Below are 15,026 nucleotides of genomic sequence, written 5' to 3' on the forward strand. Positions count from 1 at the left end.
TTTTTTAGCCAGTGTCCTCAACCATGCCTACAGCTTTAGCCACAAGCGCTAAGACACTTTAATGACTGCAAGCCCCTGACAGAAAAGCTGTCCTTTTGCTCTGTGCCCTCAGCCTTCTGCCTTTAGCTATACAATGCCCATGATAAGAAAGACGAGAAAACTGTGAGTGTGTCATGGCAAACCAAACCTCCATCCCCGTTGTTGTCAATGGAGCCTGCGGCAAAATGGGCCGTGAGGTGATTAAAGCCGTCTCTCAGGCAGCAGACATGCGGCTGGTGGGTGCAATTGACAAAAACCCTACGACTCAAGGCGAAGACATCGGCGAAGTGATTGGCTGTGGCCCGTTAGAAATTCCAGTTATGGCAGACTTAGAAGCCACGCTAGTCATGGCTCAATCAGAAGGCCAGTCTGTCATGGTGGACTTTACCCATCCCGACACGGTGTACGAAACGACGCGGGCAGCGATCGCCTATGGGGTTCGTCCAGTTGTCGGCACGACCGGACTCAGCGTTGAGCAGATTCGTGAACTGGCCGAATTCGCCGATAAAGCCAGCACGGGTTGTTTAATTATTCCTAATTTCTCTATTGGCGTAGTGTTGATGCAGCAGGCTGCTCAGCAAGCGGCTCAATACTTTAACCATGTCGAAATTATTGAGCTACACCACAACCAAAAAGCGGATGCCCCCAGCGGTACCGCTGTGCAAACGGCACAGATGCTAGCTCAAGTTCAATCACAGTACAACCCCGCTGAAGTAAAAGAGTCGGAGCAGCTTCCGGGGGCACGGGGCGGAACAACTGCTGAAGGAATTCATATTCACAGCGTACGGTTACCAGGATTGATTGCCCACCAAGAAATTATTTTTGGCGACCCAGGGCAAATTTATACGCTGCGTCATGATACCAGCGATCGCGCTTCTTTTATGCCAGGGGTTTTGCTTTCTATCCGTCGCGTTATGCCCCTTAAGTCACTCATTTATGGCTTAGACAAAATCCTTTAGAGATTGTTTGATCTGAGTCAATTTCTAGCTTAAAAGGGTTGACAAAATTTTCCATAAAGCTAACTCAAACTTTCAGCAAAATATCCGCTATTTTGCTCAAGCCTAAAGCGATTTGCTTTGTTAAGCTAATCGACTTGCCTCTAGCTTGACAGGCAAAGCTGCCAGCCATTCTCAACTGAGGTGAGCAGTCTATCTTTCTAATGCGGCTTTGTGGATTGCTGGCGGCGGCGGGGTCTTAGCCCAGACTCTGGCTTAAAACTGAGTCACCGCTTGGGTTTTGCCACGTTTCATCAATCAAAAGAAAAGCTTGGCTCGATTAGGCAAAAAAAATTGCCTGACCCATATAGCCCCCCGGGTCAGGCATTTACCTGTAAGGACGCTTTTTAGCAAAGCTCTTCAAACATCTAAATTGCCCCCTAAGATGTTTGGGTGTGCTCTACCTGCGTTCTTCAGAATTGATTCCATTCTCCTATTTCAGCCTAATAAATAGCTTCGCCATAACTACCGAAAGTCATAAAAAAAGGCGTTGAAGAAAAGCCTTTAAAGTCCGTAAAAATACTAGATGTTTTTGAGGTTTCCTAAGAATAGTAAAACTCCTTCAAAACTCGGGAACAATTGCCCATCTAACTGCATCTATTAGTAACTTGCTACCTAACTGTAATCGCTGCCTGCTATCCTAAAAAGTAATACTCATTCACCTTACGGTCTTTATACAAATTCCCAAAAGCCATGCTGGTACCCTTAACCCGCGAAAAGTTCGATGAACTGCTGCCCAGTATGGCCACGGGTGAGCAGTATCGTCATTACTGGGGTAAGTTATCTGATTTTCTGCGACGGCTTTTAATTTCAGTCGTGGCGGGGGTAGGGGTGTTTATCGCCCGGTTGGTGTTGGGCGAAGCTTTTGATCCGCTCACCTTTACGGCTGGTACTATAGCGGGTCTGTATTGGTTATGGAGTCCTGTTTGGCAGGCCAATCGGCGCAATCGTTGGGCTAGACGCAACTCTTATAGCGGCTTTTGGCGCGGACGGGTGTTAGATGTCTTTGTGACAGATGAGGTGGTGAGCACCGAAGAAACGGTCAACAACCGGGGTGAGTTAGTTATTGTTGAAGACCGAGAACGCTATCTTAATCTGGAGTTGGGAGATAAGACAGGCTTTAGAACGCCGATTCAGACTGTTTTGAAGCGTGATCATCGATTGATTCGGCGAGGCGACATTGCCGAAATGCTGGTACTTTCCAATCGAGAAGACCTCAGCCGAATCAATATGATTTCGGATGTTTATATTCCTGACCACAAGCTTTGGGTGGGCGACTATCCCTACCTGCGTCGAGATACGTTTTTAGAAGTGCGACAAAAGCTACTGCCTGGTCGCTCTGCTTATCGTCGGCCCCGTCCGGTTGAGGAACCCATGTACGACTACGACGATGACTATTCGATAGGTCGCCAATAAACGCAGCTACAGGTAGCTACTGGCCTGACGGCTAAACATAGTGTAGTAGCGTCCTGCTAAAGCCATGAGCTGCTCGTGGCTACCCTGCTCAATAATCTGGCCTTGTTCGAGTACTACAATGCGATCGCAAAGTTTGGCCAAAGCTAGCCGATGGCTGACTACAACTGACATGCGATTTTGAGCAATTGTGCGAAAAATACGGTAAATTTCGTGCTCATTTTTAGGATCGAGTGCTGCTGTTGGCTCGTCAAACACTAGTAACTCAACTTGCGTAAGCCGCATCAATGCCCGGGCGATCGCCACTCGCTGCCACTGTCCGCCTGATAGATCAACGCCCTCTTCTAGCTGTTTGCCCAAAGGAGTCTCTAGACCTTGCTCTAGGGTCGTTGCCAACTGTTCAATGCCAGCTTTTTGCAGAACGGCATAAATAGCTGTATCTGTTTTCATCTGCGGGAAATAGCCCCAGCCGACGTTTTCGCGCAGCGTTGCTGGGAACCGGGCATAATCTTGCATGACTACACCTAGGCGCGATCGCAGTTCGTCGAGCGTTAAGGTTTTGAGATTCTGGCCGTTCCAGTAAATGCTCCCTGCTGTCGGATCATAGAGGCGGCAGAGCAGCTTAGCCAGCGTTGTTTTACCTGCGCCGTTTTCGCCTACGAGTGCCACCATTTCACCCGGTTTAATGTCAAAGTCTATGGCTTTTAGCGTTGGCTGGTGAGCACCTGGATAAGTAAAGGACAAATCTCGAACCTGTATGCCTTGTCGGTCTGGCTCTGCGATCGCAGGCGGACACAACCGCTGACTGCCGGTGTGAAGTTGAGGTTGCAGATCTAAAAGCTGAAAAATTGGCGCAGTCGCCAGCGAAACATCGTAAATATCGCCTGTATGGGCAATCAAGAGATACAAACTGCGTCGTAGCTGTAGCAAAATGCCCGTATAAAGGGCTAAGTCCCCCAGAGTAAACGTACCTGCCAGTACGCCCATCACTACGTAAACATAAGGAAAAGCCACCCCAACCCCACCCACTAAAGCCCAAATCATCACTGTCCAGGCTCCATCCTGGCGGACTTGTGCCATTTTGGTAAACATCTGGTTAAACAAGCTGCGCCAGCGCTCAAGCAGCACATTTTGCAGTGAAAACAATCGCACCTCTTTGGCAAAGTCTTCGCTGATAATCGTTTTGGCATAAATACTCATTTTGCGAGTGATACCAGCCTGCGTTTCTTCTACCCGCCAGCTTTTGCGATGGTGGCGAATTTCAACCAAAATGGAAGGAATGGAGGCTGCTAGCAGCACGGCTGGAATCCACGCAGCAATTGAAACCGAAACAATAACAGAGGGGAGAAAGGTAAAAATTCCCATCAAGGTAGCAGCCACAATGAACGAAAGACGTTGTAGCCGCTCTAACCCTTTTTCGCTAAGTTCTAGCAGGTTTAGCAGTGCGGGCGTCTCGAATAAGGCGATATCGTCAAAGTAAGCAACTTTTTCCAGTACCCGACCTCGACCATAGCCCTGTACGCGATCGCGTAGAGCAGCAAACAGGGTGGTACCGACAGAATCGACTGAATCAACAATTAGATTTAGCCCTAAAGCGATCGCAATGCTCCATAGCAGCTTCGGTTCTGCAAGAATATAGCTCAGCGGATTGCTGACGCCGCCTTGCTCAACAACGCGTGAAGCTTCGTCAATAATGACTTTGCTCAAAAATAGAGAAATAGACGGCCCTGTGCCTGTTAACAGGTTGAGCAAAGCCAAGTTGCGTAGTTCTTGAGGCGCTGCCTGAAAAACCATGCCTACGCTACGCCTGAGGGCTTGAAAGGGGGTTAATTCTAGAGGCTGCATAGGGTAGATGCTCTTAGGTGTAAAAGCTTGCTGCCACGATGCCTGACAGCTTTTTCCTATGTGCCAATACAGAAAAGTTGGGCAAATTACGGACAAAAGCAATAGCGTTTGCCAAAATGCATGAGTCAGAAGCTTTAATTTCTATGGCGCTAAGGCACCTTGATCGCTTTGTGGGCAACGGCTACTAGAGCTAAAGACAGCGTAAAAATTTTCTGCAAGCCCTGACAGCAAGCCCTGCCTTTAGCCTTCTGCTTTTAGCTATATTGCCTATGGCTTTACCGCTTAAACGACTGGTTGAATACAGCAAAAAGGCAGACAAAAAATTGCCTGCCTAAATAGCTCTTTGCAGCTAACGCTACTGATAAGCTAAAACCTATATTTTGTTAACTGCTAGAAGGAAGCGCGTCGATAGCTGCCGCCGCCACTGCTACGAGATTCGTTGCGAGGTTTGGCTTTATTGACTTTCATTTCGCGGCCCATCCACTCGGCCCCGTCTAAGGTTTCGATTGCTTTTTGCTCCTCGTCTTCTGCCGCCATATCGACAAAAGCAAAGCCACGGGGACGCCCGGTTTCGCGATCGGTTGGCAAACTAACTCGGTTGACATTGCCATATTCGGCAAATACTCGCTCTAAATCTTCGCGAGTGACATCGTAGGACAAATTGCCCACATAAACAGACATAGGAACATCTCCTTAATCAATAACATGTAGCGAGTCAAACGGAGATGTAGCTGTCATCGAAATCGAAATCGACATTGAAACAAGCGTGCTCTACCGAAAACTAACTTTCTTCAGCCTAACACTATTCTGAAATGCGAGACAAGCCTAGCTCAGGATGATAAATCATCCGAGTTAGCTGGCACAGTGATGATGGCAGTTGATGCGATCGCCTTTAGGAAGGAACCCGCAGCAAATTAGTCACTTGGCCGTGCATAAAGGCGATATTGGGATCGCGCTGAATAGCCTGATAGTATCGTTTTTCAAACTCTGTCCCCTGCTCTACGGGGCGTAGCAGTTGGCGAGCATCCTCAAGTAGCCCATTAACCTGCCCTAAGGTCATTGGTTCTTTAGCATCTAAGGCTTCGTCGATTTGAACAATAAACTTAGAGATAGCCCGCAGCCAGTTAAACCACTCATGCTCAACCACAAGCTGAAAAAACTCACCGCTAGAGCGAATGCGGCCATGCATTTGCTCGTAAAGAATTTTTTCTGAATCGAGTAAGGCTTTGTGGAGTTTGAGCAGAATAGCTCGTAACTGACGCAGGCGATCGAAGGGAATGTTTAGATCAGGATCCATTACGGTCATATTTTAAGTGCGGGCGCTTTCTTCATCTTGTCACAGGATTTTCTCTCATTCGGGTTAGTTGGGCTAGATAGAGCCAGACAGATGTGATAGCTAAAGGTAGAAATTAGCAGGCAGAGAGCAAAAGAAAGGCTTTTCTGGCAGTGGCTTGCAGCCATAAAGTGTTTCAACGCTGGTGGCTACAGCTATCTCTGCTAGCGGTTGTAGATTGAGCCAATATAGCGATCGCCCGGTGCCAAGCAGCAGAAGTTTTTTAGTCTCTCCCAGCCGCCGAAAACTGAGCAAGCCACTGCTGCAACTCCGCTGTCAGTGGCCGACGGCGACGACTGGTTCGGTCAATACAAACATGTCGGGTCAGTGCTTGGGCTAACGGGCGATCGCGTTCAATTCCTTCATCACCCCGCCAGATCTGATAGCTGACCACAAAGCTGCTTTGATCTAAAGCCTGGGGGGTTAGCCCAACTTCGACGCGATCGCCACAAAAAAGAGGCTGATAAAAATCAACCTCTGCATGGACAATCGGCACCGCGATCGCCCCTGAGCTAAAAAAAAGTTTCAAATTTACCCCCGCCTCTGCTAAAGCAGCCTCATAAGCTTCATGGCAGAGACAGAGGCAGTTAGCAAAATAAACAACTCCGGCTGCATCCGTTTCAGCAAAACGAATAGTTCGCCCATAGGAAAAGGGCATCAGCTGGCATTCGGCTGAGCCGGACGGAACGGCAGATCTGGCGTAGTCACTGCTGGCTTAATCGCTGGTGTCGCTTCAGCATCCCCCCCCAAAATGAGAGACGCAATTGGGCCGTTCAGGGTTTGGTTAAAGTTAGCTAGCGCGTAACCCAATAGCTCATTCGGACTCATAGCCACCCAGCCATCACCCGTCAGTTGTCGCACCTCAAAGTGCAGGTGTGGCCCCGTAGAGTTACCTGTGCTACCCACTAAACCAACCACTTCTCCCTGCTCCACCCAGTCTCCTGGCTGCACCAACAGACGCGACATGTGCCCATAAAGCGTCTCTTCAGTGCCCTCTTTATGGCGCAAAATGACTGTTAAACCGTAGCCTCCAAGAAAATCAGCCGTCACCACTCGTCCTGCTTGAGCAGCGATCACCGGGGTACCTAAAGGCGCACCCAAATCGGTACCCGAATGAAAGCGCTGCGTGCCATAAATAGGGTGTACTCGCCAGCCAAACAAAGAGGTAATCGGAGCCGGTACCGCCAGCGGAAAAATATAGTTTTGCACCCCTTGCCGCAGACTATTGAGCGGACGCAGCAAGCGATTGTAGTAATCACGTCCAGCGGCTGTGCTACCGCCAGAAAAGTTGATGCCGTTGGCACTAATATTCACTGGCCCCACATTGACTGAAGGAGTCCCCCCGACCCCTGCTTCAGCCACCCTTTGTTCTCCACCATTGGTAGGGAGGGCGGGCAAAGTATTGCTATTACCGCCGCTAACACCACCGCAGACAGTATTGGGCACGCTTTGCCCCTGCTGTAATGTGGCCTGACAGCCTGTAGAGCGCTCTGAAAAAACCAGGGTTGGGCTTTCAGTCGCCCCAACGCTGTACTCAGTGGGATCGACAAACACTGAGTTGTACCCTGGCGGTACCTCATCCGTGGCCGGAAGCGTAGCCGGAACAACCTCGCTAGGCGGCGTCACCGTCGGAGCTTCAACGGCCGGAACCGATTCAGTGGCCGGAGCCGCTACCGCCGGAGCACTGGGGGCAACTTCTGCGGTTGGAGCAGTCTCAATTTTTAACTCGGCAGCTTGAGCTAACGAGAGCGGCGCGGCGGGAGCCGGAGCCGGAGCCGGATCAGAAGAAACAGTCAGGGTTAAGTCAGCAGCTTTGGTAGACAACTCTTCTAAGGGTTGTTCGTTGGGCAGGGATTCGGCCATGACCCAACCACTGCTCAGGAGGCCAAATCCACCGATAAGACAAAAGCCACGCAGCATCAGCAACGTTGCCCTGCGGATTGGAAAATCTGGCTTAGGGCTGGGCTTTGAAGGCATACCATCTCTCCGTACTGAATGCAGTCTCAAATCGCGAGTCAACAGCGCAAATTATTAAGTATTGTATCCCAGGGCGATCGCCCCTGGCGGCATATCAATCTCGTCTCCGTCTGAGTGCTGGGTTGGCGCTAACCTTACCCGCAGCGATCCCTGTTCAGAGACGCCAATCACGCGACCAGAGTGCCCATCAATGTTAACAGTTTGACCGAAATTGATTAACAGGCTTTCGTAGGTTTTCCGGAACGTCACGGTATCTACTTTTTGGTGAAACTGATACCCCTGGACAATACCTCGCAGTACCAGGGCTGCTACTGTTTCCAAACGCTCAAGAGCCGCCACCGGAAAGTCAGCCAAGACTGTCGCTAAATTTATCCCGATCGTCGGTACCGGATTAGTGACATTCAAACCCACACCGATCACCGCCTGAGTTATCAGCCCAGCTTCGATCCGCGTTTCCGTTAAAATGCCGCCGAGTTTTCGGCTCTGAACCACCAAGTCATTCGGCCACTTGATCTGCACGGGTATACCCAGTGTTCTCAAAGCCGCCGCTATTCCCCAAGCACTATATTGGGTCAGGCAGTGGGCTTGATGAACCGACAAGTTGGGTACTAGCGCTAGTGACAAATAAAGCCCACCCAACGGTGATTCCCAAGTACGCCCCCACTGCCCGCGTCCGGCTGACTGCTGCTGAGCAATCACAACGCTACCTGCCGGGGCATCTGCTTTGAGCAGTTCCCACAGCTTGGCGTTGGTAGAGCTGAGATTTTCAAATAGATGAATATGGAACTGGGGATGAACTAAGCTGAGCGATCGCTCAAGCCCCAACGACTGAGCCGGGGCAGCTAAGCTTTGGTGTAGCTGGTGAAGATCCAAAAAGCAGAGGCCAAAAACGCTCTGTCGCCAGCTTATCACGCTTGCAACCCAGCAGAGGGCGGCCTGATCACGGCAGAATTGATCAAGTAAACAAATAAACCCTTTCGCTGAAATCTCCACCTCATGGAACTCTGGACTTGGAAAACTTGGAACGGCTTACCCTATCTCACCTGCGGGCTGCTAGAGCCGTGGCCGCATGGATTTTTTACCGCTCAGTTTTGGCCTTCCCCACCGGAAAGTCTGGTGCAGGCGCTGCATCCCGGAGCCTCTGTCCACCGAGTTAAGCAAGTGCATGGCAATCACATCTTGACGCCTACTGAAATCGCCAGAGCGCCTCAAGTCGTCTCGGTAGCTAGTGCTACCCCATCAGAACCCGATCGGCCCTTAGCCGACGGCGTTTTAACCGACAGTTCGCTGCAAGCAGCCTGGGTGTGTAGTGCTGACTGTACCCCTGTTTTAATTGGCGATCGCGTCACTGGGCAAGTTGCTGCCATTCATGCGGGCTGGCGAGGCACAGCACTTAAAATTGTGCCCAAAGCAGTAGAACAACTCCAGCGACAGGGTAGCCGTTTAGAAGATTTACGCGTTGCTTTGGGGCCAGCGGTGGCCGGAGAAGTCTATCAGGTTTCTACCCAGGTTGCGGCTGAAGTCGGGGCCACGCTGGTCGATCCTAACCAGTTTGCAACAGCCGCAGATTTAGTCAACCATTTGCAGCAAACGCAACCGTCGCCGCTACTGGTTGATCCTCAACCAGGGCGAGTCAAACTAGATGTTCGGCGGGTCAACGTACGGCAGTTGGAGCAACTCGGCCTTCATGCTAAGCAAATTGCCGTGGCTCCTCACTGCACCTTTCAAGAGCCTGAACAGTTTTTCTCTTACCGCCGCACTCGCGAGAAAAAAGTTCAATGGTCAGGCATTGTTAGTTTGCCGACTCAAGACAATGAGTTTGCGGATATAGCCGTTTGACCTTGACTATATCCGCCTCTCTTTTCAGCTTACCTGCCTGTTACCTGCCTATGCCCTAAACACGCTGCCACAGCATCTATTCAGGATTGCCAATGTCTTGGCTCACCTGAGGAACCTCTTGGGGAACTGAGGCTGTCGCTGACATGGCTCGCATTTCAAAGCTAGCTGTGGAGGTGCTGAAATCTACCTTGAGCGGGAAGGCGACGGGATTGGCAGCATCTACAGAGGGGTTGATATCTGTAATAACAAACTTACGCACCCCCTGCCCTGCAATCAGGCGATCGCCCAGCACCTCGGCGTAATCGCTAAAGTTAACCGTATCGCCAGGGCCAAATTCACCTAAAACCTGCCCTTCTACGGAAACGGTAAAGCGATCGTCGGCATCCACACCTTGGGGAAAGCCACTAATAGCGGTAAACAAAGAATCTTCTGCCTGTCCTACACCAGACATGCCAGGAAAGACACGACTAGCTAAGCCAATAGGAACATCCCGTGGAATCATTTCATACTCAAAGCCATCGGTAGCGGGCGGATCGAACCAACGCCCCGAAGGCACATTTTGAAAGACAAAAACACCGACAAAGACGAAACGCGGGAAAATAGGACGCACTTGCACACGGCCAATCTGAACCGAACGGCGAAGGGTCTGACGGCGGCGACGACCTTCACGGCGATCGTCGTCGTCATCGTCATCATCGTCGTCATCATCATCTGAATCATCGGTACCGTTGGCGACATCGTCATCGTCGTCATCCGAATCATCGTCTGAGTCATCGTCATCATCCGAATCATCATCGTCGGAGTCTACATCGTCGTCGTACTCGACATCGTCAGCATCACCGATGATTTCAATAATGTCGTTTTCGTTGAAATAGCTAATAAAAGTAACGGTTGAAGTTTGCGTTCTCATCTCACCCTCAAGCACACCATCACTAACAAGCGTATTGCCGTTAATATCAAATCCCAGAGGCGTCAAAATCACACCGCTATCAAAGCTAAGGTCAAGACTGTCAAAGCCAAAACCAACCCCTTCTCGAGCAAGGTCATAGGCAGCCGCTGGCACAAACGTATTAAAGACCGTTTGGCCGTTTGCAGAGGTACTATTTAAATTCCCCAAAGAGTACTGCACTAAGTCAACGGGAGTACGGCGCTGCACAAGACCCACAGCATTACCAGAAGCAGCGACGCCAGTTTCTTGCAAAATAAAGTCTTCGGCTCTAAATTCGGTAACCTCACCTAGGTCACTACCGCCTGTAGCTGCGGTTACAGTAAAGTTGAGCGTTGTAGGAATGTTAAAGAAAGAGGCTCCGCCGCTGGGATCTAAGCTTCTAAAAGACAGCGTGCCTTGAAATTCGCCTGTGCGGGTGCCATCCGTAATATTGGTGGAATTGAGAGGGTTACTAGGGTTTGTGATCGTCGCGTCAAAGACGGGTAGTGTTGTGGGTCGAAAAATAGCAGTTGAGGGGATTGGCCCTTGGTTTGTCTCAATTAAGATGCTGTCTGGCTGAAACTCTCCCCCATAAATTACTGAGCGAGGGTCGTTACCGACAACCGTTGTTGGAGTAGCAACTTCAACGCGATCGCCTGTATTAGGCTGAAATACCTGAGCATCATTGACAGTAGCGCCCCCGCCTGTGACTTGCAATTGAGCCTTCGCTGTAGGCAGCAAAACTGCTATTAAAGTGCCGCTGACGCCAAAAATCAGCGCAACTTTCCGGGGGATACTCATCGTTCAATCTCCTAAATATGGGTAATCAGCAGACAATCGGCCAACGGGTAAGCTCATTTAGCAGGTTTGCTTCTTTATCATTAGGCTTTATATAGCTAAAGGCAGAAGGTAGGCTAAAAAGCTTTTGGCAAAAGGCTTTCAGCAATTATAAATGTCTCAATCCTAGTGACTACAGCTATAGAAGCAGTTTGAAGTCAACAGTCGCCCATCCACCCAAAACATAGCCATTGGCTAAAGAGGGGATGTAACCGCAATGCTTGATATATTCGTACAATTGCCTATATAGACCTGTGACGTCTAAGTTCGGTTCCCCGAAGCAGACAAAAGCCTGTCATCACCCGGAATACTTTTACAAATTTTGAGAATTCGAGGCTGTAGCCTGTAGCTTACTCAATACAGTCGCTATAGAGCAGCGTATTTTGCTAAACGCTGAACTCGGCGACCGATCAATTCTTTCCGCTAAAAAGACCCCGCCAATTCTTTGGCGGGGTCTAAAAACTCACTCAACCTAGACGTTAAAAAGACCTGACCTATTGAGCTGAACTGGTTTCTAGGCTTATCTGTTGGGCAGGTTCAGGCAGCGAGGCAGTGGCTTGCATTGCTCGCATTTCGAAGCTGGCAGTGGGGGTATTGAAATCAAGCTTGAGCGGAAAGGCAACTGGATTGGCAGCATCCACAGAGGGGTTGATATCGGTGATAACAAACTTACGCACCCCCTCGTCTTCGATCAAGCGATCGCCCAAAACCTCAGCATAATCACGAAAGCGAAGCGTATCACCGGGGCCAAATTCACCTAGTACCTGGCCCTCTACAATAACAGTAAAGCGATCGTCAGCATCGATCCCTTGGGGAAACCCGCTAATAGCTGTAAAAAGGGCATCTTCTGCCTGGTTAAGGCCAGTCATCCCCGGAAAAACTCGGCTGGCTAAACCAATAGGCACATCGCGTGGTGTCATTTCATACTCGAAACCATCGGTAGCAGGCGGATCAAACCACATTCCACCCGGTACATTCTGAAAAACAAAAATGCCTTCGAGGATGAAGATCGGCAAGATAGGCGTTACTTGCCAAACTCCTTCTCTGGCCGTTGTCACCGCAACCACATCACCCTGCTCAAAGGTTTCAATAATAGTGACTGGAGGATTAAAAAGACCAAAGTCGTCTTCAATTACGCCATTGTCAAAAATTGTGCTGCCGTCAATATTAAATCCAGGCGGGGTAAAGATAACACCGTCATCGAAGCCAAGGGTAAGGCTTTCATAACCAAAGCCTATGCCTTCGCGAGCAATATCGTATCTCTCCGCCGGAACAAACAAATTCAGGTTTTGTAGGCTCTCTGCCGTTGCCTGACCGTTGGTTGAGGAGCCATCTAAATTACCCAAGTCGTACTGAACCAAGGTCACAGGGGTTCGGCGGACAACCACACCAGTTGCATTGGGAGATTCGGAGGTTCCGACCTCTGTCAGTATAAAGTTTTCAGCGCGAAATTCCGTTACCTCACCTAGCTCAGTTGGGTTGGTAGCTGCTGTAACCGTAAAGTTTAGCGTGGTTGGAATGTTGTTAAAAACAGCACCGCCGTTCGGCGTTAAGCTGCGAAAAAAGAGCGTACCCTGGAACTGGCCGCTACGAGTACCCTCTGCAATATTGGTGGCATTAAGCGGGCTACCCGGATTGGTAATTGCCGGATCGAATGTGGGAAGAGTGCTTGGCTGAAAAATGGCTGTCGTTGGAATTGGCCCTTGAGTAGTTTCAATTTGAATTCGATCTAGCTGATAATCACCGTTATAAATAACCGAGCGCTCATCAGTTCCGACTACTGTTGTGGGTGAGGCAACCTCAATGCGATCGCCCGTAATAGGCTGAAATATCTCAGCATTGTCAATGGTGAGTTCACCCCCAGTGACTTCAACTTGCGCCTTAACGAGCGGTACAAAACTAAATGCTAACGTGCTGCTCATTCCGATAACGAGCAGGGTCTTGTGGCAGATGCGACTCATAGCTAAGACTCCTGACAGAAGATAAAGAATACAGACACAGTAAACAGACAAACTTTAGAAGCGAAGCGTCGTGCGGACAGCTCCAATCGTGATGGTTTCGCTATCAGGCGTGTTGGCAGGCTCAAAAATTGTAATGATGCCAGGTGTGATGCTGATGTTGTCCGTAAGCTGATAGCGATAGAACACCTCTAAATGAGTAGTGGTGCCTGGTTGGTCGCCCGGATCGCCAAATCCGCCTGCCAGCAAATCGGGAATATTTTGTCCCTGCCGCAGCGTACTGCTGCTAATACGCGGCGGCTGCCCCAGGTAAATACCGCCAAGATGCCCTTCGCCAAAAAGATCGGGGAAGTTAAGAAAAACCATCCAGTTAGTGGTTTCAACATCACCCGGTTCGTCAGGTGATTCTGAGCGGGTATATCCACCCCAACCCCCTAAAGTCAGGTTGGGGGATATTTGCCAGGAGGCCGTAGCCCCAATCGCATTCGTCTGCAGCGGATCGCCAGCGGTGAGTTGTGTATCACCTACATTGGTTCTGAGATTGCCAACTGTGGAATAAGAATTGAGATAGTGCAGGGCAATATCTAAGTTATCGGTAGGCGAAGCCGCAAACTGAACACCAAACGTTGTATCTGAGTTGTCTCCGCCAAACAATCCCCCTTGCGGATCAGAAGGGCCGCTAGAAGTATAGACGCCCTGTAAACTCAGACGATTAGCTATCTGCCAATCAAAACCCAGCCCTCCTCGGCCACCGCCAATGCTGATAATGGGATTGCGCTGAGCAAAGGCTGAGAGGGGGCCAGACCCTGCACTTTCAATACGGTTAGCGCCTCGAAAGACGTTGACCGGATTAACGCCTTCAGCACCGATAATCAGCGCAAAATTATCGCTGATTAAATGCCGTACCGTGAGGTCGCTCAAAGTAAAAATATTATCGGTATCCCCTTCATAACCAAGGCGGACATTATTAGTTAAGCTAGGCGCAGTTCTACCCTGGCCGACCTGTAACCCAGTTAGCAAGAGCGTGCGAGGATTGAGTTGAGTCAACAAGCTGAGCTGAGCGTTTGTGATCAAATTGACGCTATCACCCGGATCTTCTACATCTCGTACCCCATCCACTGGAAAGAAATCGGCTTCGTTACTGCTGCGTCCCTGCACCCCAAAAATCACTTGACCAAAGAGGCGGGTATTGTCCGAAAACTGATTCGATTCTAGGTCGTCTACTCTAGCTTCTAATGTTTCCACTCGGGCAATTAGTTCAGGCTCAAACTCGCGCTCTAGGCGATTGACCACTGATCCATGTTCAGGTGCGATCGCAACAATTGCATCTAAACACGCCGTCAAACTAGCCGCAAATTCATAGCGGCTGATCGTCTGATTACCCCGAAATGTATTGTCGGGATATCCTCGCAAGCAGCGATATTCTTCAATCAGCGTTCGCAAAGCCTGGTAAGCCCAATCACCGGGCTGAACATCTGACAGCTCAGTTACAGATGTCGTTTGAGCTACCTGAACAACTGGTTCTGCACCCTCACTAGCTAGTAGCTCAAACTCTACCGATTCTGCAGCCAAACTGGCGTTGGCGTTTGCGCTAAAGTCAGCCGCTGCTTCAGCCGCCCAACTCCGATCGCCGCCAAGCGCAACACTCACCAAGGCTGTGCTCAGCCCCAGTAGTAAATATTTGTGATCAAACACCTCTCAGGCTCCTTACCTTACACCACACGCTCGATTAGATAACGACTCAACCCAGAGGACAACTTCAGGAACGGAATCACTCAGTAATTTGAAAAATCACTGAATACTTGATAAAGACTTTACCTGCTCAAGCCATAAACACCTAAACAGATAAAACGAACACTTTG

Annotated in this window: 12 protein-coding genes; 3 read left to right on the forward strand and 9 right to left on the reverse strand. The window is 49.8% G+C overall.

Annotation, left to right across the window (positions count from 1 at the left end; all coding sequences use genetic code 11):
• Positions 1-173 precede the first annotated feature (173 nt).
• Positions 174-998, forward strand: coding sequence for a 4-hydroxy-tetrahydrodipicolinate reductase (gene dapB / locus ACTS3T_RS18900; RefSeq protein WP_462935382.1), 825 nt, complete (start codon positions 174-176; stop codon positions 996-998).
• 729 nt (positions 999-1,727) lie between these two features.
• The gene (locus ACTS3T_RS18905) at positions 1,728-2,450 is read left to right on the forward strand and encodes a phosphate ABC transporter permease (RefSeq protein WP_377963698.1); all 723 of its coding nucleotides are present in this window, start codon (positions 1,728-1,730) and stop codon (positions 2,448-2,450) included.
• A 6-nt stretch (positions 2,451-2,456) separates the two neighbouring features.
• On the opposite strand, the gene ACTS3T_RS18910 is transcribed toward ACTS3T_RS18905, so the two are convergent.
• The 6 genes from ACTS3T_RS18910 to ACTS3T_RS18935 all read right to left on the reverse strand — a co-directional run bounded on the left by ACTS3T_RS18910 (position 2,457) and on the right by ACTS3T_RS18935 (position 8,475).
• Positions 2,457-4,292 (reverse strand): ABC transporter ATP-binding protein, encoded by a 1,836-nt coding sequence (locus tag ACTS3T_RS18910; protein WP_377963700.1) that lies wholly within the window; start codon positions 4,290-4,292, stop codon positions 2,457-2,459.
• Positions 4,293-4,682: 390 nt separating this feature from the next.
• Positions 4,683-4,973 carry an RNA recognition motif domain-containing protein gene (locus ACTS3T_RS18915; RefSeq protein ID WP_377963702.1) on the reverse strand — a complete coding sequence of 97 codons (291 nt, stop codon included), beginning with the start codon at positions 4,971-4,973 and terminating at the stop codon, positions 4,683-4,685.
• 211 nt (positions 4,974-5,184) lie between these two features.
• Positions 5,185-5,598 (reverse strand): hypothetical protein, encoded by a 414-nt coding sequence (locus ACTS3T_RS18920; RefSeq protein WP_377963704.1) that lies wholly within the window; start codon positions 5,596-5,598, stop codon positions 5,185-5,187.
• Between the two features lie 250 nt (positions 5,599-5,848).
• Positions 5,849-6,283 carry an acyl-CoA thioesterase gene (locus ACTS3T_RS18925; RefSeq protein WP_377963706.1) on the reverse strand — a complete coding sequence of 145 codons (435 nt, stop codon included), beginning with the start codon at positions 6,281-6,283 and terminating at the stop codon, positions 5,849-5,851.
• Complete coding sequence (locus tag ACTS3T_RS18930; protein ID WP_377963708.1) at positions 6,283-7,602, reverse strand: M23 family metallopeptidase; 1,320 nt, start codon at positions 7,600-7,602, stop codon at positions 6,283-6,285. Before ACTS3T_RS18930 ends, ACTS3T_RS18925 begins: the two co-directional genes overlap by 1 nt.
• A gap of 54 nt (positions 7,603-7,656) precedes the next feature.
• Positions 7,657-8,475 (reverse strand): biotin--[acetyl-CoA-carboxylase] ligase, encoded by an 819-nt coding sequence (locus ACTS3T_RS18935; RefSeq protein WP_462935383.1) that lies wholly within the window; start codon positions 8,473-8,475, stop codon positions 7,657-7,659.
• Positions 8,476-8,598: 123 nt separating this feature from the next.
• On the opposite strand from ACTS3T_RS18935, the gene pgeF reads away from it, so the two are divergent.
• Complete coding sequence (gene pgeF / locus ACTS3T_RS18940) at positions 8,599-9,441, forward strand: peptidoglycan editing factor PgeF (protein ID WP_377963712.1); 843 nt, start codon at positions 8,599-8,601, stop codon at positions 9,439-9,441.
• 76 nt (positions 9,442-9,517) lie between these two features.
• On the opposite strand, the gene ACTS3T_RS18945 is transcribed toward pgeF, so the two are convergent.
• From ACTS3T_RS18945 to ACTS3T_RS18955, 3 genes are all read right to left on the reverse strand, one after another.
• Positions 9,518-11,170, reverse strand: a complete 1,653-nt coding sequence (locus ACTS3T_RS18945) for a hypothetical protein (protein ID WP_462935384.1) — start codon at positions 11,168-11,170, stop codon at positions 9,518-9,520.
• A gap of 530 nt (positions 11,171-11,700) precedes the next feature.
• Positions 11,701-13,167, reverse strand: coding sequence for a hypothetical protein (locus tag ACTS3T_RS18950; RefSeq protein WP_377963716.1), 1,467 nt, complete (start codon positions 13,165-13,167; stop codon positions 11,701-11,703).
• 54 nt (positions 13,168-13,221) lie between these two features.
• A complete protein-coding gene (locus tag ACTS3T_RS18955; RefSeq protein WP_377963718.1) occupies positions 13,222-14,859 on the reverse strand; it encodes an iron uptake porin in 1,638 nt (545 codons plus the stop codon).
• Positions 14,860-15,026 lie beyond the last annotated feature (167 nt).

The sequence above is a fragment of the Almyronema sp. genome, assembly GCF_052168255.1.
Classification (GTDB): domain Bacteria; phylum Cyanobacteriota; class Cyanobacteriia; order Phormidesmidales; family Phormidesmidaceae; genus Sphaerothrix; species Sphaerothrix epifaneia.